The 22,113-nt window shown below is 59.4% G+C and carries 25 protein-coding genes and 1 riboswitch; of the genes, 5 read left to right on the top strand and 20 right to left on the bottom strand.

The window, feature by feature from the left end; genetic code table 11:
- Positions 1 to 70: 70 nt before the first annotated feature.
- Entirely contained in the window at positions 71 to 394 is a 324-nt protein-coding gene (locus tag KUF73_RS28670; RefSeq protein WP_371135571.1) for a sel1 repeat family protein, read from the bottom strand.
- Positions 395 to 1,393: 999 nt separating this feature from the next.
- Between KUF73_RS28670 and KUF73_RS28665 the strand changes: the two genes are divergently transcribed.
- The 3 genes from KUF73_RS28665 to KUF73_RS28655 all read left to right on the top strand — a co-directional run bounded on the left by KUF73_RS28665 (position 1,394) and on the right by KUF73_RS28655 (position 3,803).
- Complete coding sequence (locus tag KUF73_RS28665) at positions 1,394 to 1,618, top strand: hypothetical protein (protein ID WP_003214941.1); 225 nt, start codon at positions 1,394 to 1,396, stop codon at positions 1,616 to 1,618.
- Between the two features lie 272 nt (positions 1,619 to 1,890).
- Positions 1,891 to 2,373, top strand: a complete 483-nt coding sequence (locus KUF73_RS28660) for a hypothetical protein (protein WP_218441324.1) — start codon at positions 1,891 to 1,893, stop codon at positions 2,371 to 2,373.
- A gap of 146 nt (positions 2,374 to 2,519) precedes the next feature.
- Positions 2,520 to 3,803, top strand: a complete 1,284-nt coding sequence (locus tag KUF73_RS28655; protein WP_218441323.1) for an OmpP1/FadL family transporter — start codon at positions 2,520 to 2,522, stop codon at positions 3,801 to 3,803.
- 88 nt (positions 3,804 to 3,891) lie between these two features.
- Here KUF73_RS28655 and KUF73_RS28650 read toward each other — a convergent pair whose 3' ends face one another.
- From KUF73_RS28650 to cobO, 14 genes are all read right to left on the bottom strand, one after another.
- Positions 3,892 to 4,458, bottom strand: coding sequence for a glutathione peroxidase (locus tag KUF73_RS28650; RefSeq protein WP_218441322.1), 567 nt, complete (start codon positions 4,456 to 4,458; stop codon positions 3,892 to 3,894).
- Positions 4,459 to 4,512: 54 nt separating this feature from the next.
- Positions 4,513 to 4,635 (bottom strand): hypothetical protein, encoded by a 123-nt coding sequence (locus KUF73_RS31500; RefSeq protein ID WP_256345711.1) that lies wholly within the window; start codon positions 4,633 to 4,635, stop codon positions 4,513 to 4,515.
- The gene (locus tag KUF73_RS28645; protein ID WP_218441321.1) at positions 4,632 to 5,840 is read right to left on the bottom strand and encodes an MFS transporter; all 1,209 of its coding nucleotides are present in this window, start codon (positions 5,838 to 5,840) and stop codon (positions 4,632 to 4,634) included. The genes KUF73_RS31500 and KUF73_RS28645 overlap by 4 nt, the downstream gene beginning before the upstream one ends.
- Before the next feature lie 52 nt (positions 5,841 to 5,892).
- Positions 5,893 to 6,297 (bottom strand): MarR family winged helix-turn-helix transcriptional regulator, encoded by a 405-nt coding sequence (locus KUF73_RS28640; protein WP_218441320.1) that lies wholly within the window; start codon positions 6,295 to 6,297, stop codon positions 5,893 to 5,895.
- Between the two features lie 54 nt (positions 6,298 to 6,351).
- Positions 6,352 to 7,083, bottom strand: coding sequence for an adenosylcobinamide-GDP ribazoletransferase (locus KUF73_RS28635; protein ID WP_218441319.1), 732 nt, complete (start codon positions 7,081 to 7,083; stop codon positions 6,352 to 6,354).
- A 2-nt stretch (positions 7,084 to 7,085) separates the two neighbouring features.
- Positions 7,086 to 7,661 (bottom strand): alpha-ribazole phosphatase family protein, encoded by a 576-nt coding sequence (gene cobC / locus KUF73_RS28630; protein ID WP_218441318.1) that lies wholly within the window; start codon positions 7,659 to 7,661, stop codon positions 7,086 to 7,088.
- Complete coding sequence (gene cobT, locus KUF73_RS28625; RefSeq protein WP_218441317.1) at positions 7,658 to 8,713, bottom strand: nicotinate-nucleotide--dimethylbenzimidazole phosphoribosyltransferase; 1,056 nt, start codon at positions 8,711 to 8,713, stop codon at positions 7,658 to 7,660. The genes cobC and cobT overlap by 4 nt, the downstream gene beginning before the upstream one ends.
- Positions 8,710 to 9,231: a bifunctional adenosylcobinamide kinase/adenosylcobinamide-phosphate guanylyltransferase gene (gene cobU / locus KUF73_RS28620; protein ID WP_218441316.1), complete on the bottom strand. Its 522-nt coding sequence runs from the start codon at positions 9,229 to 9,231 to the stop codon at positions 8,710 to 8,712. Before cobU ends, cobT begins: the two co-directional genes overlap by 4 nt.
- Positions 9,232 to 9,379: 148 nt before the next feature.
- A complete protein-coding gene (locus KUF73_RS28615; protein ID WP_218441315.1) occupies positions 9,380 to 10,831 on the bottom strand; it encodes a cobyric acid synthase in 1,452 nt (483 codons plus the stop codon).
- A complete protein-coding gene (gene cobD / locus KUF73_RS28610) occupies positions 10,831 to 11,820 on the bottom strand; it encodes a threonine-phosphate decarboxylase CobD (RefSeq protein ID WP_218441314.1) in 990 nt (329 codons plus the stop codon). The genes KUF73_RS28615 and cobD overlap by 1 nt, the downstream gene beginning before the upstream one ends.
- Positions 11,813 to 12,721, bottom strand: coding sequence for an adenosylcobinamide-phosphate synthase CbiB (gene cbiB, locus KUF73_RS28605; protein WP_218441313.1), 909 nt, complete (start codon positions 12,719 to 12,721; stop codon positions 11,813 to 11,815). Before cbiB ends, cobD begins: the two co-directional genes overlap by 8 nt.
- Positions 12,718 to 13,368: a 5,6-dimethylbenzimidazole synthase gene (gene bluB, locus KUF73_RS28600; protein WP_218441312.1), complete on the bottom strand. Its 651-nt coding sequence runs from the start codon at positions 13,366 to 13,368 to the stop codon at positions 12,718 to 12,720. The genes cbiB and bluB overlap by 4 nt, the downstream gene beginning before the upstream one ends.
- The gene (locus KUF73_RS28595) at positions 13,365 to 14,747 is read right to left on the bottom strand and encodes a cobyrinate a,c-diamide synthase (RefSeq protein WP_218441311.1); all 1,383 of its coding nucleotides are present in this window, start codon (positions 14,745 to 14,747) and stop codon (positions 13,365 to 13,367) included. The genes bluB and KUF73_RS28595 overlap by 4 nt, the downstream gene beginning before the upstream one ends.
- A 10-nt stretch (positions 14,748 to 14,757) precedes the next feature.
- On the bottom strand, positions 14,758 to 15,369 hold the full coding sequence (gene cobO / locus KUF73_RS28590; RefSeq protein WP_077048685.1) for a cob(I)yrinic acid a,c-diamide adenosyltransferase: 612 nt from the start codon (positions 15,367 to 15,369) through the stop codon (positions 14,758 to 14,760).
- Between the two features lie 80 nt (positions 15,370 to 15,449).
- A riboswitch (cobalamin riboswitch) is annotated at positions 15,450 to 15,679 on the bottom strand.
- Between the two features lie 152 nt (positions 15,680 to 15,831).
- Between cobO and KUF73_RS28585 the strand changes: the two genes are divergently transcribed.
- Positions 15,832 to 16,416, top strand: coding sequence for a hypothetical protein (locus KUF73_RS28585; protein ID WP_218441310.1), 585 nt, complete (start codon positions 15,832 to 15,834; stop codon positions 16,414 to 16,416).
- A 68-nt stretch (positions 16,417 to 16,484) separates the two neighbouring features.
- Positions 16,485 to 17,798 carry a sorbosone dehydrogenase family protein gene (locus KUF73_RS28580; RefSeq protein WP_218441309.1) on the top strand — a complete coding sequence of 438 codons (1,314 nt, stop codon included), beginning with the start codon at positions 16,485 to 16,487 and terminating at the stop codon, positions 17,796 to 17,798.
- 74 nt (positions 17,799 to 17,872) lie between these two features.
- Here KUF73_RS28580 and KUF73_RS28575 read toward each other — a convergent pair whose 3' ends face one another.
- From KUF73_RS28575 to KUF73_RS28555, 5 genes are all read right to left on the bottom strand, one after another.
- Complete coding sequence (locus tag KUF73_RS28575; protein WP_218441308.1) at positions 17,873 to 18,535, bottom strand: class I SAM-dependent methyltransferase; 663 nt, start codon at positions 18,533 to 18,535, stop codon at positions 17,873 to 17,875.
- An 18-nt stretch (positions 18,536 to 18,553) separates the two neighbouring features.
- The gene (locus KUF73_RS28570) at positions 18,554 to 19,090 is read right to left on the bottom strand and encodes a C40 family peptidase (RefSeq protein ID WP_218441307.1); all 537 of its coding nucleotides are present in this window, start codon (positions 19,088 to 19,090) and stop codon (positions 18,554 to 18,556) included.
- Between the two features lie 166 nt (positions 19,091 to 19,256).
- Positions 19,257 to 19,904, bottom strand: coding sequence for a C40 family peptidase (locus tag KUF73_RS28565; protein WP_218441306.1), 648 nt, complete (start codon positions 19,902 to 19,904; stop codon positions 19,257 to 19,259).
- A gap of 227 nt (positions 19,905 to 20,131) precedes the next feature.
- Complete coding sequence (gene hda / locus KUF73_RS28560) at positions 20,132 to 20,836, bottom strand: DnaA regulatory inactivator Hda (protein ID WP_218441305.1); 705 nt, start codon at positions 20,834 to 20,836, stop codon at positions 20,132 to 20,134.
- A 197-nt stretch (positions 20,837 to 21,033) separates the two neighbouring features.
- Positions 21,034 to 22,107, bottom strand: a complete 1,074-nt coding sequence (locus tag KUF73_RS28555; protein ID WP_218441304.1) for an AI-2E family transporter — start codon at positions 22,105 to 22,107, stop codon at positions 21,034 to 21,036.
- Between the last annotated feature and the right edge of the window lie 6 nt (positions 22,108 to 22,113).

Here is a 22,113-nt window from a genome sequence, read left to right as displayed (position 1 = left end):
CATAGCCATAGCCACTCCTGTCTTTGAAATAAAGCTTGAAGGTTAACCAAGGCGTCAGGTCTTGGACAGCTCAGTCTTCGATCAGGCCCAGTTCCTGTTGCGCGCGCAGATCCCCTGCGCGCGCGGCCTGACGCAAAAGGTCGTGGCCAATCCGGCGGTCCCGGGCGTTGCCGCATTCGCGGCACATCAACTGACCGAGGCGGCTTTGCGCGGCCACGACGCCTTCACGGGCCGGCTGCTTGAGCAGTCGTCCAGCGATGTGTTTGACGTTCGGGTTTTCGCCGAGGCGCGGGCTGTCCAGCAACCACTCGGCCACACGCATCGAAAAACGCTTGGGTGGGGCAACGATGGGAGGTTTGGAAGCAGGAGAATCTGAAGGTGTACGAAACTTCATAAAGCACTGTGGGGCAGATCGGAAGGCGCGCCACTCTACTCTTTTTTTCTTACAGGTAAAGTCGAAAAAAACGCAGCACGCCCGTCCTAGAGCAAGCGCTCGGGACAATCCACAGAAGCTGTGGATAACTCAGTGGACAACCGCCCTTGAACTCTCGCAAAGCCCTGTGGAATGGGGCCTGCAGTCAAACTGACGATTTTTTCACCAGTTAAAAAAAGCGATGTTTTTCATTGACTTAAATTTTGGTTACAGGCACCCACTGCGGTTGAAGGGTGGATGACAGTCGCGTGACAGACTGCGCAACTATTGTGCACAAGTACCTTCGTGGCGGTTATATGGCTGCGCTTTTTCGGCGCATTTTCTCGTCATCCCTGGGGATAATCTGTGACAAACCCTTGATCCAGGCTGTTCCCACTGGTTGGATTGCCACGACCACCGGTCGGATTCTGAGCGAATTGAGGGCGTTTCTGCTGATCAATAGGCCCCCATCAAGGCCCATTGAGATGGCAGTGACCGTCACTGCGGCAACATTTTTCGCTAACACACTTCCCTTCGCCAATTCAATCCGTTAGTATCTGCGGCGTTAGTACCAAGCTGAAAGTCAATTCTGGTCGAACAAATCCCCCCGGACAGCCTTCCCACAAGAAGCCTCAACCGAAAAAGCGGGATCGACCACCTCGATGGTTTCCAGGTAAATCTTGCGCCAACACAACCTTTGAAACGTAAGCAAAGGGTGTTGCCAGGCTCACTTACTCTGACCGAACCAACCTGCAAATTGATCAGGATCTTCACCCCGGGCCCAGAACCTTTGCCCTCGATGTGTTGCCTGCCCTCCTAAGTACCTACCTGCCAGCCCAAGCGCGCCAACTTATCAGCGCTTCAAACTGGCTGCTTTGTTCCAGTCGGGTTCTTCGTTCGACCAATGGTGGTCGTCGTCACTGGAACGTTTTAATTTTGCACGGCTCTTATCCGTGTCGCTTGTAGGAACACCCAATGACTATGTCTACTCAAATCCATACTCAGGATGCCATTCGCACCCTAACCAACGCTTTTGCACCAATGAACTGCCTGATCATGGCTGCTCGCAAAGGCTGTTTCAGCTTCACTCTGGTCAACGAACACGGCATCGCTCGTCACAGCGAACGCCTGTATCCCGATCAATACTCCAGCGCCGAACCGCTGCAGGCCGTGATCGATCGTACTCGTCAGGCACTGGTTGCCTGAAACGCCAGCAACGCTGAAACACCAAAAGCCCCGCTCAAAAAGCGGGGCTTTTTGTTGCCCGACATTTCACCAGGCTACAACCCAACTAAGCACTAACCGATATAACGGTTATAACTCGAAGCCGGAAATATTTTAAAAACAGGCCTTTACGTCGCGAATATGACACTACACTTCAACTCAAGCGGCTTGTTCCGCTTCCGGCGAGCCTGAGTCGATCCACCGCTGCCAAGGCCCTTCAGGCATCGCCGACCATTTCCTGTTTCGAGGGTTTTATGGGTATCGCTGCCAGCGAACTACGCCGCTATGTGATCCGCCCGACATTGATTTACCTTGGACGCCATAGCGCTACCGCCGAATCCCTGCTGGTTGGCATCGCTGCCAGCCAGTCTGCCCTTGGTTCCGCCCTGCACGACCGCCGTGGCCATGGTCTCTACCGGATCGCTGAGCCCCGCCATCAGGCACTCTGGGACGATTACCTGGCGCTCGACCCCGAACGCGCAAGCCTGGTCCGTGGCCTGGCCAGCCAGCATGCTTTCCTCAGCGGACCGCACCTCGAATTGACCGTCAATCTGCGTTACGCCACGGCCATCGCCTGGCTGCTGATCGAAGAACAAAACACCCCGCTCCCCGAAGCAGACGATCTGTTGGGAATGGCCCGAATCTGGCGCCAGACATTCCAGCCCCAAGGACGCCTCAGAGACTTCACCTACGCTTGGCAAACTTGTGTTTCACCGCTGAATCAACTCGCCTGCTGACTCCTCTGGATCCAAAGATCGCACAACAAGTCGCGAATCTGGTCGGATTGTCCTACAAAACCGCTCTAAATCAAGCGATACAGCCTATGGCGCTGGAACGAAAATGTTGGTAATTTTCGCCCCGGTGATCACCAGGAGTTCTAATAATGAAAAAAGTAATGCTCAAAACCACCATTAGCCTCGCCGTTGCCATGGCATCCACCCAAATCTTCGCAAGTGGCTTTGCCCTCAACGAACAAAGCATCAGCGGGATGGGTACAGGTTTTGCCGGGCGATCTTCATCTGCCGATGACGCAAGCACAGTTTATGGCAACCCTGCCGGTATGGCCCGCCTAAAAGGCCAGCAAATCACTGGTGGTATCGCGGCGATCGACGCCTCGACCGATATCAGCGATACCAGCGGCAACTCAAGAGGAACCAACAAAGGCGACATGGTTCCGTTCACTTCAGTACCAATGGGTTTTTATACAAATAAACTCAGCGATGAGTGGGCTGTTGGTGTTGGTGTCTACGCTCCGTTCGGGCTGGTCACCAACTACGAAAACGGCTTTCAGGGCCGCGCTTTCGGCAGCAAGAGCGAAGTCAAAGTCGTCACTCTGCAGCCAACCGTCAGCTACGCTTTCAACGATAAAGTGTCGATCGGTTTTGGCCCCACCTTCAACCGGATTTCCGGCACCCTGGAATCGGATATTGCTATCCCCAGGACGGCTGGCGACAACAATGTGAAAATCAAGGGCGACGATACGGCCTTAGGCTTTAACGCCGGTGTCCTGGTGCAAGCCACCGACACCACTCGCGTAGGCCTGACCTATCACTCGAAAGTGAACTACAAGCTCGACGGCCACACCGATGTGACTACCAGCGCTGGCGTGCCAGCTCAGGTACTCAAATCCAACCGTTACGATGCCTCGCTGAAGATCGAAACACCTGAGTCCTATGATCTTTCCGTGACTCAAGATTTGAACGATGCCTGGAAGCTCTATGCCGGTGCTTCCTGGACTCGCTGGAGCCGCCTGAAAGACATCACGGTCAACAACGAAGGCGTAACCGCAGCCAACGGTGGCGCACTCGCCCCACAAATCGTTGGTACCATCAAGGAAGAACAGAACTGGCATGACACCTGGGCCTACGCCGTGGGTACTTCCTACCAGTTGAACAAGCAGTGGGTGCTGCGTACCGGTCTCACCTTTGACCAGTCGCCTACCAACAACACTGATCGTTCGCCACGCATTCCTACCGGCGACCGGACGATCTTCAGTATCGGTGCAGGCTTCAGCCCAACCGACGACTGGACCATTGATGTGGCTTACTCCTACCTCAAGGAAGAAGATGTCACTGTCAACCGCACTAATGGCTTGGGTCAGTCCTATAACGCCAAGTACGAAAACAGCGCGAACGGTTTCGGTGTCGGTGCAACCTACCGCTTCTGATAATTCGCGGCGAGCCTGAACCGCTCGACACGGAATTAAAAAAGCCCCGCTCTCTGGTACAGAGGCGGGGCTTTTTAGTGCGCGTCGATCAGGGCGCGGATGCCAGTGGCGGCGAAGCCAGGGCTTTCTCCACTGCCGCGATAAAGTCGGGGTCATCGGGCTTGGTCAGGCTGGAGAAATTTGCGATCACCTTGCCCTGACGATCGACAACGTACTTGTAGAAATTCCACTTAGGCGCGCTGGTCTGCTTGGCGAGTACCTTGAACAGATGCGTTGCATCTTCACCACGAACGTTCTGCGGCTCAGTCATGGTGAACGTCACGCCGTAGTTCACGTAACAGACCTTGGCGGTCTCGGCACCGTCCCTGGACTCCTGTTTGAAATCATTGGACGGCACACCGATCACCTCAAGCCCCTGATCCTTGAAACGCTGATTCAGCGCCTCAAGGCTTTTGAATTGCGGGGCGAAGCCACAGAAACTGGCGGTATTGACCACCACCAACGGTTTACCGGCGAAGCGCTGGCACAGGTCGATGGATTCCTTGGCACGCAGCTTGGGCAACGAGCCTTGCAGCAGGTCCGGGCACTCTGCCGCTTGAGCCAGCCCGATAAACGCGACCAGTAACGCGGGAACTGCAAACCAGCGCTTCAGCATGTCGGTATTTCCTTGAGTCATCGTCAGATCGAAGTTACTCGCCCACACGCCTCGCTAGCAAGCACCCATGCCCAACTGCATCAAGGCCAGGCCGCCCTGATGCCAGCCCCACCACGCCATCGCCAGCAGCAGGGCACAGACTGCAAAAAAACCGAGTCGTGGCCAGATACCGTTCATATCGCGCTCATTTGCGATTGCAGACGTGCTACCGGCGCTTCACGCACGGGCCAGTTCAGCGCGGCGGCCATCAGGCTCAACAAAATTGCTACCTGCCAGATCAAGTCATAGCTCCCGGTTCGGTCGTACACCACCCCGCCCAACCAGCCGCCGAGGAACGATCCGAGCTGGTGAAACAGGAAAACAATCCCGCCGAGCATGGAGAGATTTCGTACGCCGAACAAGGTTGCCACCGTGCCGTTGGTCAAAGGCACCGTGGACAGCCACAGAAAGCCCATCGCCATGCCGAACAGATACGCGGTAGTCGTCGTCACGGGTGCCCACAGGAACAGCGCAATCACCACGGCCCGCAGCAGATAAAGACCCGTGAGCAAACGTGGTTTGGACATGCGCCCACCGAGCCAGCCGGCGGTGTAAGTCCCGAAGATGTTGAACAGACCGATCAGCGCCAGCACCGTGGTACCGACTGTTGCGGGCAGATGTTGATCCACCAGGTAAGCAGGCAAATGCACACCGATGAAAACCACCTGAAAACCACAGACAAAAAAGCCGAACGCCAACAGCCAAAAGCCAGAATGGGAACACGCCTCGCGCAGTGCCTCAGAAAGAGTTTGCTCATGACCGAGCACCGGCAGCGGCTTGTCCTTGAGCATGCTCACCAGCGGCACGATCAACGCCACCAGACAGCCCAACACCAGCAATGCCGCGGACCAACCGAGCCAGCCGATCAACCCGAGCGTGCCTGGCAACATGGCGAACTGGCCGAACGAACCGGCCGCGCTGGCAATGCCCATGCCCATGCTGCGTTTCTCCGGCGGTACGGCGCGACCCACCACACCGAGAATCACCGAGAACGAAGTTCCGGACAGACCCAGACCGATCAACAGGCCGGCGCTCAGTGACAGCGTCATTGCCGAGTCGGACATGCCCATGAACACCAGGCCCAAGGCGTATAGAGCGCCACCGATCAGCACCACTTTCGCTGCGCCGAAACGGTCAGCCAGCGCGCCAGTGAATGGTTGTGCCAGGCCCCAGATCAGGTTCTGCAGCGCAATGGCGAAGGCAAACACCCCTCGTCCCCAGCCAAACTCGGCACTCATCGGCGACAGAAACAGGCCGAAGCCGTGTCGCACTCCCAGAGACAACGCAAGGATCAGCGCGCTTCCCAACAAAACCCAGCCGCACGTACGCCACATCGATGACATTCTTATTCTCCGGTAGCGGGTATATACCCGCTTAAGATCGAACAAACCGGCATCAAGCCAGTTCGTCCAGCAATTTCAATAACATTTCCCGCTTCTCGGCACCCAGGCGATCAACCAAGCGCTGTTGCGCTGCTTCCCAGGCCGGCAAGGCTGCTGCCAGGCGCTCGGCACCGGCCTCGGTCAGCCGGACGATGCGGTTGCGCATGTCCTCACCCTCAACCAGCATCACCAGACCTTCGCCCTCCAGCACGCGCAAATTGCGCCCCAGGGTGCTGCGGTCCAGCCCCATGGCCTCGGCCAGGGTGGAAATGCTCGGCTGATCCAGGCGCTGCAAGTTGCACAGCAAAGAATACTGCGCAACGTTGATCCCGAAGCCGTCGAGAGCGCCGTCGTAATGCCTGCTGACGCCACGGGCGGCGCGACGCAGGTTGATGCATAAACATTGGGAATCAAGCATGGTGCGTGTATATACCCGCGGTTATGTGAAATCAAGCGACATGATGTGGCAAGTTCAGAAAATCGCCAACCCCACCAGCGCAGCGACCTCCAGCAACTCCAGTAGCGCCCCCGCCGTATCACCGGTCGTCCCGCCCAACCGCCGCAACATCACCTGCCGCAACCAGACAAACCCCAGCCCCGCCAACACCAATGCCAACACGCCGCCAACACCGGCGATCAGCACGCAAGCCAGCGCACTGACCGCCAGCACCTGCTTGCCGGCCAAACGCGGCAAGTGATCGGCCAGTGCCTGCCCCAATCCACCGGCTCGCACATACGGCGTGGTCAGGAACAATCCCAGTAATGCACTACGGCCGATTAACGGAACGATGATCAGCGCAACAGCCTGCTGTTGTTCGATCAATGCCAGCAACGCGGCAAACTTCAGCAACAAGACCAACACCAGCGTGACGACCGCGATCGGTCCACTTCGCGGATCTTTCATGATGGTCAGCGTGCGCTCGCGGTCACCGAAACCGCCAAGCCACGCATCGGCGCTATCGGCCAAACCGTCCAGATGCAACGCGCCGCTGAGCAAGACCCAAACCGTCAGCAGCAGCGCCGCATGCAGCAACAACGGCGTGCCGAGCAACAACCAGTCCATCGCCCACAAAATCCCGCCGAACAACACACCCACCAGCGGATAAAACAGCAACGACCGCCCCATCTCCTGCGGTGCGGGCATACCCGGCAGACGAATCGGCAGGCTGCTGAGGAATTGCAGGGCGATCCAGAAAGGCAGCATGGTCAGGTCGATTCCCTTAACAGGCCGTCGGACTCGACGGACAGCGAGAATAACGCACCATGACCGACTTCAACGTTGAGCAACTGCTCTCGCGGCAAGCCTCGCGCCTGCGCCAGCAACAAGCGCATGACGCCGCCATGGCTGATCAGCAGCACGCGCTCGCCTGCGTACGCGACATGCAAACGCGCCACCGCCGCCAACACCCGCGTTGAAAACTCCACGACCGGCTCGCCTTGCGGTGGTGTGAACGAATAAGGATCAGCCCAAAACGATCCCAAGGCCTCGGCATCTGTTTCCATTAGCGCAGCAGCACTCTGCCCCTCCCAGGCGCCGAAGTGCAGTTCTTGCAGGTCCTTATCCAACTCGACCGGCAAACCCAGTTGCGCAGCTAGCTCTTCAGCGAACCGTGCACAGCGCTGCAACGGCGAACTGACCAGACGATCCCAAGGCCCTTGCGCTAGCACCGCCTCGCGCATCTGCCGCCAACCTTTTTCGGTCAGCGCATCATCCAGGCTGCCACGCAAACCGCCACCGAGCTCGGTTTCGCCATGGCGCAGCAGATCCAGTCGCAACGTCATACCGGACGATCCGCCACCGCCGCTTCAGCGAACGTCGCCATCTGCCCGTGCAGGTCGCAGGCCAGCCGCAGCAACGGCACCGCCAGCGCCGCGCCGCTGCCCTCACCCAGACGCAAACCGAGATCAAGCAAGGGTTCCGCGCCCAAGGCTTCCAAAACATGGCGATGACCCGGCTCGGCACCACGATGACCAAACAATAGCCACTGACGACTCTGCGGATTCAAACGCACTGCCACCAACGCGGCGACGCTGCAAATAAAGCCATCGACCAACACCGCGACGCCTTCCTGGGCACAGGCCAGATACGCGCCAACCAGTGCCGCAATTTCAAAACCGCCGAGATTGAACAGCGTCTGCAATGCATCGCTTCGCTGAGCTGCGTGCAAGGCCAACGCACGCTCGATCACCTGAGCCTTATGGCTGACGCCTGCCGCATTCAATCCAGTGCCCGGCCCGGTCAGATGCCCCACCGGGCACTGCGTCAGGGCACAGGCCAAAGCACTGGCCGCCGTGGTGTTGCCAATGCCCATCTCGCCACCGATGAACAGTTGCGCGCCCGCCGCGCGCGCGCGCAGCACACTGTCACGACCGGCCTGCAGGGCAAGCTCACCCTGCGCCTGAGACATTGCCGGACCTTGCACAAAATTCGCCGTGCCCGCGCCGATATTCAGATGGCGCACGCCCGGCAGTTTCAACGACGGTGTAACCGTGCCCAGATCGACCACTTCCAGAGAAGCGCCCAACTGCCGCGCCAACACGCTGATCGCTGCACCGCCGCTGACAAAGTTGTGCAGCATCTGCCCGGTGACTTCCTGGGGAAACGCCGATACGCCTTCGGCCACAACTCCATGGTCACCGGCAAAAATCGAGATCCACAGCTGATCCAGGTTCGGCTTGACCTGGCCCTGCAACCCCGCCAGTTGCACCGCGACCGATTCAAGTTGGCCGAGGGAACCGGCCGGCTTGGTCAGTTGCCGTTGTCGGGCTTGCGCCTGCTCGACCGCTTGCGCGTCGATCGGTTTGCACGGGTTCAGCCACCAGGATTGGGTCATAACGCAGTTCCTTTCAAAGTCAGGGGCAGGCCGGCGACGGTCAGGACAACACGCTGACAACGCTCGGCCAGAGCTTGATGCAGCCAACCGGCTTCATCGACATAACGGCGAGTCAATTCGCCCAGCGGAACGACACCCATTCCGGTCTCGTTGCTGACAAAAATGATTTCACCCGGCAACGAGGCCAGGCAGTCCAGCAGGGCATCGCGCTGGGCCGTCAGGCGCTCTGGATCTTCGAGCATCAGCAGATTGGTCAGCCACAAGGTCAGGCAATCCACCAGCAGGCATCGATCGGCGTTGGCGGATTCCCGCAGCACTCGGGCAAGTTCCAGCGGCTCTTCGATCAACGCCCACTCGCTTGGGCGACGAGCACGGTGATGGGCGACCCGTTCATTCATTTCGCCGTCCAGGGGTTGGCTGGTGGCGATGTAGGTCACCGCCAGACCACTGTCGGCGGCGAGTTTTTCAGCCAGGCGACTTTTACCGGAGCGGGCGCCGCCGAGGATCAGTTGGAGCATGGTTCATTCCTTAAAATAGGCGGTGTGGCGGCGGGCCCCTTCGCTGGCAAGCCAGCTCCCACAGTTAGTGCGGTGAGTCATGATTTTTGAGTACATCCCACAACCCTGTGGGAGCGGGCTTGCCCGCGATGAGGCCAGCAAAACCACTCTAGAACCCACAGAGTTCCCGCAACAGCCCGGTATCCAGATGCTTCTCCACCAGATCCGCCAGCCGCTCGATATCGCGCTCGCGCAACCCGTGGTAATCGACATCCTGCACGGCTTGCAACCCCGCCCAGCGCAATAGCGCGCTGCACGCCGCTGGCGACTCGAAAAGGCCATGCAGGTAAGTGCCAAAAATCTGCCCGTCAACACTTTGCGCGCCATCGCATCGACCGTCATCGAGCTGCACGGCTGCGTTTTCCAGCGCCGGCCCGGTGGTTACGCCGGCATGAATTTCATAACCGCTGACTTCCGCATTCTCCAGCGCCAGATGCCCGCGCACATTGCGCAGTTGTTTGTCTTCTTCGAGCCGGGTTTCAAACGCCAGCAGCCCCAAGCCTGGGCTCGATCCCGGCGCACCTTCGAGGCCTAGCGGGTCATGCACTTGCTCACCGAGCATTTGCAGGCCACCGCAGATGCCCAACACTTTTCCGCCGTAGCGCAGGTGTCGGGAAATTGCGGTTTCCCAGCCGTTGGCGCGTAGATACGCGAGGTCGGCGCGCACGCTTTTTGAACCGGGCAGGATGATCAGGTCCGCCGGCGGAATCGCCTGGCCGGGACCGATGAATTGCAGGTCCACTTGCGGGTGCAGGCGCAGAGGGTCGAAATCAGTGTGATTGCTGATGCGCGGCAGCACCGGCACCACGACTTTGAGCACCTGTTCGGCCTTGTCGGTCTGGCGCTGATCGATGCCGTCCTCGGCCTCCAGGTGCAGGTCCATGACATACGGCAGCACGCCGATCACCGGTTTGCCGGTGCGCTCTTCCAGCCAGTCAAGACCGGGCTGGAGCAAGGCGATGTCGCCGCGAAAACGGTTGATGATGAAGCCCTTGACCCGCGCCTGTTCGCTCGGCGACAGCAATTCCAGCGTGCCCACCAAATGCGCGAACACCCCGCCACGATTGATGTCGGCGATCAGTATTACCGGGCAATCCACCGCTTCGGCGAAGCCCATGTTGGCGATGTCGCCGGCACGCAGATTGATCTCGGCCGGCGAGCCCGCGCCTTCGACCATCACCACCGGATACGCCGCGCTCAATCGCGCATGGGAGGCGAGCACCGCTTGCATGGCGATGGCTTTGTAGTCGTGATAAGCAACGGCGTTCATCGTCGTGACGGCGCGACCATGGATGATCACTTGGGCGCCGGTGTCGCTGTTGGGTTTGAGCAGCACCGGGTTCATGTCAGTGTGCGGTTCGAGGTAAGCCGCCTGGGCCTGCACCGCTTGCGCGCGACCGATCTCGCCACCGTCGGCAGTCACCGCGCTGTTGAGCGCCATGTTCTGCGGTTTGAACGGCACCACGCTGACGCCTTGACGAGTGACCCAGCGGCAGAGCGCGGTCACCAGCGTGCTTTTACCGGCGTCGGAGGTAGTGCCTTGTACCATCAACGTGGTCATCAGCTTTCCTTGGCGAAATCTTCGAATGCCGCGCCAAGACGCGCCCAGTCGACATCATCGGCAGGCAAGCCAAAACGCAGGCTGCTGTTTTGCGTAAACAAGCGCAGCAGAATGCCGCGGCGGGCCATGAACTCGTGCAGTTCTTCAGCGCGCTCGGTGATCAGCCACTGGAACAACGCGCAACCACCCTGGGGTGTGAAACCGTGCTGCTCCAACAGTGAGGCCAATCGCTCGCTGGCGACTTCGGCGCGAACACGTTGCCGGGCATGCCCTTCAGTATCCCGCAAGCAAGCCTGACCCAGTAAGCGAGTCGGGCCGCTGACCGCCCATGGGCCGACTTGCTCGGCGAGCAACTTGAGCAGCTTGCGTTCGGCCAGGACAAAGCCAAGGCGCACCCCGGCCAGACCGAAGAACTTGCCGAATGATCGCAGTACGATCAGGCCAACCTGATGCGAAAATGCCGCCAGGCTCAAGTGCGGTGTGTTGTCCATGAACGCTTCATCCACCACCAGCCAGCCACCGCGCTGGGCCAGTCGTCCATGCCAGTCGAGCAATCGCGCAGGGGTCAAGTTCAGACCTGTGGGATTGTTCGGGTTGACCACCACCAGCACATCGAGGCTGTCGACGAAGAAGTCGACTTCCTGTTCCAGCACTTCACGCACGATGTAGCCATTGCGACGCCACGCTTCCGCGTGCTCGGCGTAACACGGTGACAGCACGCCGACCTTGCCGGCCCGACGCAGGCGCGGCAGTAACTGGATGGCCATCTGCGAACCGGCCACCGGCAACGCTTGCAAGGTGCCGTAGTAATCGCAAGCGGCCTGCTCCAACCCGTCGTCGGTTTCCGGCAAGCGCGCCCAGGCGCGCATTGGTATATCCGGAATGGGAAACGGCCAGGGCGCGAGGCCGCTGGACAGGTCAAGCCAATCGGCTTCCTCGATGCCGTATTCGAGCGCGGCCTTGCGCAACCGTCCACCGTGCTCAAGCATAAAATTCAGCCCCTACGCAGAGAATCAGCAGCCATAACCATACCCCGCGCTGCACCAATTGCCAGCCGCGATCAATCGAGTCGGCATCCGCCGGCACGCCTTCGCCCAGTTGCGGACGCACATGCAGTTCACCGTGATAGATCGCCGCACCGCCCAACTCGACGCCCAGTGCACCAGCACCAGCGGCCATCACCGGCCCGGCGTTCGGACTGTCCCAGGTCGGGCCCTGAGTGCGCCAGCATTTCAGGGCCAGGCGGGTTTTACCCAGCAGCGCGTAAGTGAGTGCGACCAAACGTGCAGGAATGTAATTGAGGATGTCGTCGATCTTCGCCGCCGCCCAACCGAAACGCTCGAAGCGTTCGTTGCGATAACCCCACATCGCGTCCAGGGTGTTGCTCAATCGGTAGAGCACCACGCCCGGCGCACCGGCCACGGCAAACCAGAACAACGCAGCGAACACCGCGTCGCTGCCGTTCTCCAGCACCGATTCGGTGGCGGCGCGGGCGACTTCGGTTTTGTCCAGTTCACTGGTTTGGCGGCTGACCAGATAACCGACACGCGTACGCGCCTGCTCCAGATCATCGCTGCGCAGGGCCTTGGCCACGGGCTCGACGTGTTCGCCGAGGCTACGCATACCGAGGGCGCAATACAGCGCGAGGATCTCGACGATCCAGCCCACATAAGGCGCCCAGGAAAATGCCGTGGCCAATAAGGTCAGCGGCAACACCGCAATCACCCAAGCCGTGACTCCGTGACTGCGCCAGCCGCGCCCTTCTCCATTGAAACGTTGCTCGATGCGATCGGCAAAACGTCCGAACGCCACCAGCGGATGCCAGCGTTTGGGTTCACCCAGCAGCGCATCCAGCGCCACGGCGGCGACACTCAACAACGCCACACTCATGGACGCACTCCCCAATAATTTTCATACAACAATTCGCTCAGCGGACGCGCCTGCGCCCAGCCTTCGAGAACCAACATCGGCGCCGGATAGAATTCCTTGACCGGCCCCAGGCACAAAATGGCCAATGGCTTGGCGCCGGTCGGCAGCCCCAGCAAATCCGCCAGGGCTTGCGGCTCGAACAATGACACCCAGCCCATGCCCAACCCTTCGGCCCGGGATGCCAGCCAAAGGTTCTGGATCGCGCAGGACAGCGAGGCCATGTCCATTTCCGGCAAGGTGCGCCGGCCGAAAATATGCCGCTCGCGATCGTCCATCAGCGCAGCTACCAGCACTTCGGCGCAATCGTTGATGCCTTCGACCTTGAGCTGCATGAATTCGTCGGTACGTTCGCCAAGGGCTTCGGCGGTGCGGATGCGTTCTTCTTCCACCAGCCCCTGGATCTTGCCGCGCAACCCACGGTCACTGATGCGGATGAAGCGCCAGGGCTGCATCAGGCCGACACTCGGTGCCTGGTGCGCGGCTTCGAGCAAGCGTCGCAACAACTCGGGCTCGACCGTGCCGCCGCTGAAGTGACGCATGTCGCGGCGTTCGCCGATGGCTCGGTAAACCGCTGCGCGTTCGGCTTCAGAAAATGCGTTGTCGGTCATGGCCTCTTCGCGGGCAAGCCCGCTCCCACAGGGTTTGGGTGATCCATTGTGGGAGCAAGCTCGCTCGCGATGGCGGTCTGGAAGTCAGGCGCGAACAACGCGGCAATCGCCGACGGATTGGACGGAAAATAAAAGTGCACATAAGAAGCCGTCATCCGCCCCTCACGATAAACCGCCTCCGCGCCACGCCCGCCGTTAGGGCTCAGGCCACGGGCAATCGGCTCAAGTTCGGTCGTGGTCAACGAATGGTGATAGGTGTGTCCGCGCAACGAGCCTTCCGGCAATTCAACCGCCTGCAACGCCAACGCGGCGAGACGTTTTTGCATCACCGCATCCCCCGCCAGCAAGCCGACCAAACCTGCCCGAACGCCTTCGACATCAGTCAGCGAATCGAGCAAATAAAGCATGCCGCCGCACTCGGCCAGCAAGGGTTTTCCGGCCTCATGGTGAGCGCGAATCGCGCTGAGCATCGAGGTGTTCTGCGACAGTGCGACATGATGCAACTCGGGGTAGCCGCCCGGCAGATAGAGGCTGTCTGCCTCTGGTAAAACGGTGTCGCGGATCGGCGAGAAGAACGACAACTCGGCGCCCATGGCCCGCAGCAAATCCAGGCTCGCGCCATAGGTAAAAGCAAACGCTTCGTCACGGGCCACGGCAATACGCACACCGGCCAGCAATGGTTCGGCGGTAGTAACATCGGGCGCGGCGAATTCCACGGCTGGCGGCAGCGCGACTTCGCAACTGCTGGCCAAGGCTTCGGCCGCCGCGTCGAGGCGCACGTCGAGGTCGTTCAACTCACTGGCCTGCACCAGACCGAGATGGCGACTTGGCAACTCTATCCCGGTTTCCCGGGACAAGGCACCGTACCAGCGCAGGCCTTCAGTGAGGCTGCCTTCAAGCAATTGCGCGTGACGCAGGGTGCCGACGCGGTTGGCCAGGACACCGGCAAATGGCAAGTCGGGCTGATAGCGCGCCAGCCCCAAGGCCAATGCGCCAAACGTCTGGGCCATGGCGGTGCCGTCGATCACGCCAAGCACCGGCACGCCAAAATGCCGGGCCAGGTCCGCGCTGGACGGCGTGCCGTCGAACAGCCCCATGACGCCTTCGATCAGAATCAGGTCGGCTTCACCGGCGGCTTCCCACAACAGTCGACGACTTTCCTGCTCGCCGACCATCCACATGTCCAGCTGATACACCGGCGCACCGCTGGCACGCTCGAGAATCATCGGGTCGAGAAAGTCCGGGCCGCATTTGAACACGCGAACCTTGCGCCCTTGATTGCGATGCAAACGGGCCAGCGCGGCAGTGACGGTGGTCTTGCCCTGACCGGAGGCCGGCGCGGCAATCAGTACCGCCGGGCAGTGACGACTGTTTTTCATAATGTAGTTTTCACAGCTCGACGCCTTTTTGCGCTTTGATACCGGCCTGAAAGGCGTGCTTGATCATGCCCATTTCGGTGACAGTGTCGGCCAGCTCGATCATCTCCGGCTTGGCACCACGACCGGTGACCACCACATGCTGCATCGGCGGACGCGCCTGCAAATCGCTGAGCACCTGATCGAGATCGAGGTAGCCGTGCTTGAGGGCGATGTTCAATTCATCCAGCACTACGAGGCCGATGGAAGGGTCGCGCAATAATTGCTGCGACACCGCCCACGCCGCTTCGGCGGCAGCGATGTCACGCTGGCGATCCTGGGTTTCCCAGGTGAAGCCCTCGCCCATCACATGAAAACGCACCTGCTCGGGAAAGCGCCGGAAAAACAACTCTTCACCGGTGCTGTTGCGGCCCTTGATAAATTGCACCACGCCGCACTGCATGCCGTGGCCCATCGACCGCGCGAGCATGCCGAATGCCGAGCTGCTCTTGCCTTTGCCGTTGCCAGTCAGCACCAGCAGCAGGCCGCACTCATTCGGGGAATTGGCGATGCGTTCGTCGATCACGGCTTTTTTGCGCAGCATGCGCGCCAGATGACGTTCGTCACGATCAGGGGTATCAGTCATGGGGAGCTCTCCGTTGAGGCTGGATAACGGCGGGCAGGCACAAGAAAAGACGGCAAGAAGCCTGGCATCGCCCACCGTGATGCCGCTTGGATGGATCAGGCCGGTCTCCGGACTCATGAGCGGCGCAGGCCCGATTGCGCGCCTTCCCATATCTCGCGACACAGTGGCCAAGGCGCAATCTTCACTCATTTACCGTTGCGGGGGCAGCGCCGGGATCGCGGGGCTTCAGGCATCAAAGCGACCGCTCACCGGCTTCCCTGTTTCACTCTGTCGACCCAAGCCACAGAGCACCTGAAACAAGCCGCGAAGGTTAGAGGGTTGGGGGTGGAGCGTCAATTGAAGACGGGGTGCGTCAGCGAATAACTACCGCCGATCAAAAAGCTGACGTCAATCTTGTGCCACACTCTCAGCAGTGATATCAAAGAGCCACAACCTCACAACACAATAACAAGGGTGAGCCCCATGCAAGGCATGATCATCAGCAATCCGAAGCTGGAATTCCTGCGACCGGCGCTGGAACGCTGGTTTGACTGTATCGACCGCTACAACGCCGTGCGCGGCGATAACGAGACGCCCTACTGGCTCGATGAAAAAGCCAATCTCGGCCTGCTTTCCGCCGCCGCGTGGATGGCCGAGATGGTCACCCTGCAACAGTCGCCCACCCGTAAACAAATCGAAGAAGGCGAACGCAACGGCCGCGCCGATCTATTTATCGCCACCCCCGAACAACGCGCCTGGATTCAGGCCACACAGCGCTGGCCACGGGTGAACAGCCTGCACCTTACCCAGGCCCTGCTCGATATCACCAGCGATGCAAAACAAATCAGTTACGTCAGCGACCTGAAACTTGGCTGCCTGTTCGTGTCTCCGCAAAAGGCACAACACGGGGCAACTCCAGAAGAACTGCAGGACATGGTCGACGATCTGCAAAAGGAACACACCTGCGCCGTGGCCTGGTATTTCCCCTACGCCTATCGCAAGTTGCGCAACGAAGGTGGCAATTATCACCCCGGTATTGCCGTGCTGTTCAAGGAAGCTCGAGGTTGAAGGGTTGAACCATCGAACCTCCTGACTTCTCTATGGTAGATACACGGCATTCATAGGGAAGCTCAGCAATGCGCACGACTCCGATCGTTTTCGTTATCGCGCTCGCCGGAGGGCTCGCCGCATGCGGTGAAACCTCCAGCCTGCAAGTCTCCGACGGCACCGGCCCGTCCCCCAAACTGCCAGAGCCGAACAAGACGCTGATGCCGACGGTGAACATCGCACCGGCGATTGGCTGGCCGGACGGTGCCAAACCCGTCGCCGCTGACGGCACCCAGGTCGCGGCGTTTGCCGAGGGTCTCGATCATCCACGCTGGCTTTATGTGCTACCCAATGGCGATGTACTGGTCGCCGAAACCAACGCGCCACCCAAGCCTGATGACGGCAAAGGCATCAAGGGCTGGGTCATGAAAAAAGTCATGGGCCGTGCCGGTGCCGCTGTACCGAGCCCGAACCGCATCACCCTGCTGCGAGACAAGGATCACGACGGCATCGCGGAAACCCGCACGGTATTTCTGGAAAATCTCAACTCGCCTTTCGGCATGACCCTGGTTGGCAATGATCTGTACGTGGCCGACACCGATCGCCTGCTGCGTTTCCACTATGAAACCGGCGACACGGCGATCAAGTCGCAGCCGATCAAAGTGGCGGACTTGCCGGGCGGGACGCTGAATCACCACTGGACCAAAAACGTCATCGCCAGCAAGGACGGGAGCAAGTTGTACGTCACGGTGGGCTCGAACAGTAACGTCGGTGAAAACGGCCTGGACAAGGAAGAAGGTCGTGCGGCGATCTGGGAAGTGGACCGCGCCACCGGCAATCACCGGATCTTCGCCTCGGGCTTGCGCAATCCTAACGGTATGGCCTGGGAACCGCAGAGCGGCGCGCTGTGGACTGCCGTCAACGAGCGGGATGAAATCGGCAGCGACCTGGTGCCGGACTACATCACCTCGGTCAAGGACGGTGCGTTCTACGGCTGGCCATTCAGCTATTACGGCCAGCATGTCGATATTCGCGTCGAGCCGCAAAACCCGGACCTGGTGGCCAAGGCCATCGCGCCGGATTATGCGGTCGGCCCACACACCGCCTCACTGGGCCTGGCGTTTGCCGAAGGCAATACACTCCCGGCGCAGTTCAAGGAGGGCGCATTCATCGGCCAGCATGGCTCGTGGAACCGCAAGCCGCACAGCGGCTACAAGGTGATTTTCGTACCGTTCAATGCCGGCAAACCGACCGGGCAACCGGTGGATGTGCTTACCGGTTTTCTCAATGACGAGGAAAAAGCCATGGGCCGGCCGGTGGGCGTGGTGATTGACCAGCAGGGTGATTTGCTGGTGGCGGATGATGTGGGGAACAAGGTATGGCGGGTGTCGGCGGTTAAATAAAGGTCAAAAAGATCACAGCCTGCGGCAGCTCATGTAGGAGCTGCCGCAGGCTGCGATCTTTTTCCAACCAACGCCTACTTTTTACGGCAAAGGGTCAGGCCATCCCCCAACGGCAACAGCGACAGATCTACCCGAGCGTCATCCTTCAAGGCGCGATTGAGTGCCTGGATCGCTCGGGTATCTGCACTTTCGGGATTGTCTTCCAGTACCCGTCCGCTCCATAGCGTGTTATCGAACACCGCCAGCCCACCAACCCGCAACAACCGCAGCGCGTGCTCAAGGTAAGTCGGATAGTTAGCTTTGTCGGCATCGATGAATACCAAATCGAACTGCCCGCCCTGCTTCTGCCGCTCCAGTTCCCCGAGAGTGTCCAGCGCAGGTGCGAGGCGCAAATCGATTCGTCCGGCCAGACCGGCCTCCTGCCAGTAACGGCGTGCGGTGGCGTTGTAGTCGCCGGGAATGTCACAGCAGATTAATGAACCGTCATCCGGCAATGCCGCCGCCATGCACAAGGCGCTGTAGCCGGTGTAGGTGCCGACTTCCAGCAGACGTCTGGCACCAGTGAGCTTCACCAGCAGCGCAAGAAACTGCCCCTGCTCCGGCGCCACCTGCCAGCGCGCCATGGGCAACGCCTGGGTTTCGTCACGCAAGCGCTTGAGCAACGGCGTTTCGCGCAGGGAAACGTCGAGCAGGTAGTGATAGAGCGAATCGTCGAGGTTGAGCGTGCGAGCGGTCATGACAACAACCTCTGGCTGTTACGGGTTGCGCGCCAGGTGCTCCGGCTGCAGGACACGCTTGGCGCTCAGATAGGCTTTCTGCCAATACGCCTTGGACAAGCTATCGAGCTTCACCGTGCCACCGGTCGCCGGCGCATGGACGAAGCGGCCTTCACCCACGTAGATGCCCGCATGACTGACCTGAGAACCGCCATTGGTGGCGAAGAAGATCAGATCACCGGTCTGCAGGCCTTCCTTGCCGACATTGGCAGCTTGCATGGTGATCATCTCGCGCGTGGTGCGTGGCAGGGAAATGCCCGCGACATCACGGTACACGTAGCCGATCAGGCCGCTGCAATCAAATCCGGAATCCGGTGTGTTGCCGCCCCAGCGATACGGTGTGCCTACCAGGCCCAACGCGCGAAACAGCACGTCTTCCGCTTCAGGCGAAAAAGCTTGGGACGAACCGAAAACGATGGGGGCGCGAACCACCGGCGCCGGGGGCGGTGTGCGACTGGCGCAGGCGCTGAGCAGCGCTGCGAAGAACATGATTGTGAGGCGGGCCGACGTCGACATAAGCAGAACATCCTGATCTGGCTGCGGCTTTTTTCTGCTGGAAGCGCAGAAAAGAAAACCGCCTGCGCGTGACGCAGGCGGTTTGCCATCATTAATAGATCAGAATTCTAGCTGCTACACAGCAAACTTCAAGTAAGACTTTAAGTTCACCTTACAAAATGTCTGCTTATTTGCGTGCTGTGACGATTGACGGGGTCGCAGCGGGTGCCATCGCGAGTGCGCGCTTGGCTTCGATGAAGGTTTTGCTCCAGTAGCTGTCACCCAGGTTATCGATCCGTACACCACCGCTTTTGCGGCTGCTGGAATGGATGAACTGGTTGTCACCCAGGTAGATCCCGGCGTGACTGACGCGACCGCGACGACCATTGGTAGCGAAAAACAGCAGGTCGCCGGGTTGCAGCTTACTGCGCGAGACCAGTGGTGCGTCCACGTTGATCATTTCGCGGGTGGAGCGCGGCAAGTTCATGCCGGCTTCTTCGCGGAACAGATAACCGATGAAGCCACTGCAATCGAAACCGGCTTCAGAAGTACCGCCGAAACGGTAACGGGTGCCGATCAGGGACATGCCGCGTTCGAGGATGCTGTCGGCAAGAACAGGAAGCTTGTAAGACTTGCCGTCGGCGAAGTCTGCCAGTTCTTTTTCCGTAGCCACTTCGTCCTGGTAAAGAGCTTCCTGATAACGAGCGGAAGATTGGGCGGTGGCAGAATTTTGAACCTGCTGTTGTGCTTGCTGGGACACTGGAGAGTGAGCAGCGCAACCGAACAACAGGGTGACGAGTGCGAGAGGCACGAGGGGTGCGAAGCGCTTTAGCATGGGCACGACCGTGGCTGATAGTTGTAAAGAAGCCGAGACTATGCCCGCTATCAACCTCATTTGCAAATTCAATCGAACTTTTTGTGACTTATCGGTTTCTCGTTAACATCTAAGCGCTTAAGCCCCATTTAGAGCATTGCGCTTTCTTTAGCCTTTAGAAAAGCGGATTTTCTGGCGCCTGAAATATGCCAAAAGCCCGTAGGGCGGGGCTTTAAGACAGGTTTTTATTACCAGCCCAGCGTTTCTTTCAGGAAAGGGATCGTCAACTTGCGCTGAGCTTGCAGAGAGGCCTGATCGAGACGCTCAAGCAGTTCGAAAAGCGCGCTCATGCTGCGGGTGCCGCGAGTCAAAATAAAATGCCCGACTTCGTCGGTCAGGTGCAGGCCACGACGGGATGCGCGCAGCTGCAGCGCTCGCAATTTGTCTTCGTCGGAGAGCGGGCGCATCTGAAAAATCAGCGCCAGGGTCAGGCGGGATTTGAGGTCCGCCAGCTTCACCGGCAATTCACGCGGCGAGGTTGACGCGGCAATCAGCAAACGTCGACCACTGTCCCGCAGGCGGTTGAACAGATGGAACAGCGCCTCTTCCCAATCAGCCTTGCCGGCAACCGCCTGCAAATCATCCAGGCAGACCAACTCGTACTGTTCGAGGTTGTCGAGAATTCCGATACCACGGTCCAGCAGTTCTGCCAACGGCAAGTACACCGCCGGCTCACCCATCTGTTCGAAGCGCAAGCAAGCCGCCTGTAACAGGTGCGTACGCCCTACCCCATCCTTGCCCCACAGATAAATGAGGCTTTCGGTCCAGCCGGCGTCGGCTTCGCATAGCCGCTCGACATAGCCGAGTGCAGCGGCATTGGCGCCTGGGTAGTAGTTGATAAAGGTGGCGTCATCACGCAGACGCACACCTAGGGGCAGCTGAATCGGTTTCATGCTGACTGAACAGTTCCAAAGGAACCGTTAGTGGCCTCTGTGTAAAGTTTGCGAAGTTTATACCCGTGAAGCCGACCGCACAATGCGACAGACCACAAGCAAAATCAAAGGTTTGCGTTGGCGCCCCGGTTTTATGACAGTTTCTTTGGCGGCGCGGGCGACAACCCGGCGCCGATCCGGGCTGTCTGGTACAAGGTCTAGAGCTCGGGCTCGTCGACACCACTGTACATTTCTGAATCCTTATACAAATCATGTACATGGCGAACAAGCACCATAATCACTGCCGCCACCGGCAGCGCCAGTAAAACGCCGGTAAAACCGAACAGCTCACCACCAGCGAGAATGGCGAAGATCACTGCCACCGGGTGCAGACCAATCCTGTCACCTACCAGCAATGGCGTCAGCACCATGCCTTCCAGCGCCTGCCCCACCATAAACACCGCAACGATACCGATCATGGGATACAGGTCACCACCAAACTGGAACAGGCCCGCTATTAATGCGGCGCCAATACCAATCACAAACCCCATGTACGGCACGATCGCCGCCAGACCGGCAATCAGGCCGATCAACAGCCCCAACTCCAACCCCACCAGCATCAGGCCTGCCGCGTAGATCACGCCCAACGCCACCATCACCAGCAACTGCCCACGAACGAACGCCCCGAGCACCTCATGGCATTCACCAGCGAGCGACACCACACGCTCTTCACGATCACGGGGAAGCAGGCTGCGAATCTTGGCCATCATCAGGTCCCAATCCCGCAGCAGATAAAAACTCACCACCGGGATTAACACCAGATTCGCCAGCCAGCCAATCAACGCCAGCCCTGAAGCCGTTGCCTGGCTCAATACCACGCTGACAATGTCGGTGGTCTGCCCCATGTGCTCGCTGATCGCCGCCTTGAGTTTGTCGAATTTCCAGAAACCCTCAGACAAACCAAATTTCGATTGCGCCCACGGCAGCGCGGTGTGCTGCAGCCAATCAAGCATCTGCGGCATCAATTCATACAAACGAAACAGTTGCTTGGCGAGCAACGGCACCAACACCAGCAATAGCGTGGTGAAAATCAAAGTGAACAAGGCGAAGACCGCCACCACGCCCCAGGTCCGTGACAGCCCGACTTTCTCCAGCCGATCCACCAGCGGGTCAAACAGATAAGCCAATAGCAACGCCACCAAAAACGGCGTGAGTATCGGGTGTAACAGCCAGACAAACGCGCAGAGCAGGACCACTCCACCCAACCAGAACCAACGCCGCGAATCGGCCATGAACCA

This window comes from Pseudomonas sp. PD9R (assembly GCF_019200975.1).
GTDB lineage: Bacteria > Pseudomonadota > Gammaproteobacteria > Pseudomonadales > Pseudomonadaceae > Aquipseudomonas.
This window is presented reverse-complemented; position numbering and strand designations above follow the sequence as displayed.

Excerpts from the sequence above, each read along its gene's own strand:
- KUF73_RS28670 (WP_371135571.1), bottom strand. The coding sequence starts at position 394 with ATGAAGTTTCGTACACCTTCAGATTCTCCTGCTTCCAAACCTCCCATC.
- KUF73_RS28665 (WP_003214941.1), top strand. The coding sequence starts at position 1,394 with ATGTCTACTCAAATCCATACTCAGGATGCCATTCGCACCCTAACCAAC.
- KUF73_RS28660 (WP_218441324.1), top strand. The coding sequence starts at position 1,891 with ATGGGTATCGCTGCCAGCGAACTACGCCGCTATGTGATCCGCCCGACA.
- KUF73_RS28655 (WP_218441323.1), top strand. The coding sequence starts at position 2,520 with ATGAAAAAAGTAATGCTCAAAACCACCATTAGCCTCGCCGTTGCCATG.
- KUF73_RS28650 (WP_218441322.1), bottom strand. The coding sequence starts at position 4,458 with ATGCTGAAGCGCTGGTTTGCAGTTCCCGCGTTACTGGTCGCGTTTATC.
- KUF73_RS31500 (WP_256345711.1), bottom strand. The coding sequence starts at position 4,635 with ATGAACGGTATCTGGCCACGACTCGGTTTTTTTGCAGTCTGTGCCCTG.
- KUF73_RS28645 (WP_218441321.1), bottom strand. The coding sequence starts at position 5,840 with ATGTCATCGATGTGGCGTACGTGCGGCTGGGTTTTGTTGGGAAGCGCG.
- KUF73_RS28640 (WP_218441320.1), bottom strand. The coding sequence starts at position 6,297 with ATGCTTGATTCCCAATGTTTATGCATCAACCTGCGTCGCGCCGCCCGT.
- KUF73_RS28635 (WP_218441319.1), bottom strand. The coding sequence starts at position 7,083 with ATGCTGCCTTTCTGGATCGCCCTGCAATTCCTCAGCAGCCTGCCGATT.
- cobC (WP_218441318.1), bottom strand. The coding sequence starts at position 7,661 with ATGACGTTGCGACTGGATCTGCTGCGCCATGGCGAAACCGAGCTCGGT.
- cobT (WP_218441317.1), bottom strand. The coding sequence starts at position 8,713 with ATGACCCAATCCTGGTGGCTGAACCCGTGCAAACCGATCGACGCGCAA.
- cobU (WP_218441316.1), bottom strand. The coding sequence starts at position 9,231 with ATGCTCCAACTGATCCTCGGCGGCGCCCGCTCCGGTAAAAGTCGCCTG.
- KUF73_RS28615 (WP_218441315.1), bottom strand. The coding sequence starts at position 10,831 with ATGACCACGTTGATGGTACAAGGCACTACCTCCGACGCCGGTAAAAGC.
- cobD (WP_218441314.1), bottom strand. The coding sequence starts at position 11,820 with ATGCTTGAGCACGGTGGACGGTTGCGCAAGGCCGCGCTCGAATACGGC.
- cbiB (WP_218441313.1), bottom strand. The coding sequence starts at position 12,721 with ATGAGTGTGGCGTTGTTGAGTGTCGCCGCCGTGGCGCTGGATGCGCTG.
- bluB (WP_218441312.1), bottom strand. The coding sequence starts at position 13,368 with ATGACCGACAACGCATTTTCTGAAGCCGAACGCGCAGCGGTTTACCGA.
- KUF73_RS28595 (WP_218441311.1), bottom strand. The coding sequence starts at position 14,747 with ATGAAAAACAGTCGTCACTGCCCGGCGGTACTGATTGCCGCGCCGGCC.
- cobO (WP_077048685.1), bottom strand. The coding sequence starts at position 15,369 with ATGACTGATACCCCTGATCGTGACGAACGTCATCTGGCGCGCATGCTG.
- KUF73_RS28585 (WP_218441310.1), top strand. The coding sequence starts at position 15,832 with ATGCAAGGCATGATCATCAGCAATCCGAAGCTGGAATTCCTGCGACCG.
- KUF73_RS28580 (WP_218441309.1), top strand. The coding sequence starts at position 16,485 with ATGCGCACGACTCCGATCGTTTTCGTTATCGCGCTCGCCGGAGGGCTC.
- KUF73_RS28575 (WP_218441308.1), bottom strand. The coding sequence starts at position 18,535 with ATGACCGCTCGCACGCTCAACCTCGACGATTCGCTCTATCACTACCTG.
- KUF73_RS28570 (WP_218441307.1), bottom strand. The coding sequence starts at position 19,090 with ATGTCGACGTCGGCCCGCCTCACAATCATGTTCTTCGCAGCGCTGCTC.
- KUF73_RS28565 (WP_218441306.1), bottom strand. The coding sequence starts at position 19,904 with ATGCTAAAGCGCTTCGCACCCCTCGTGCCTCTCGCACTCGTCACCCTG.
- hda (WP_218441305.1), bottom strand. The coding sequence starts at position 20,836 with ATGAAACCGATTCAGCTGCCCCTAGGTGTGCGTCTGCGTGATGACGCC.
- KUF73_RS28555 (WP_218441304.1), bottom strand. The coding sequence starts at position 22,107 with ATGGCCGATTCGCGGCGTTGGTTCTGGTTGGGTGGAGTGGTCCTGCTC.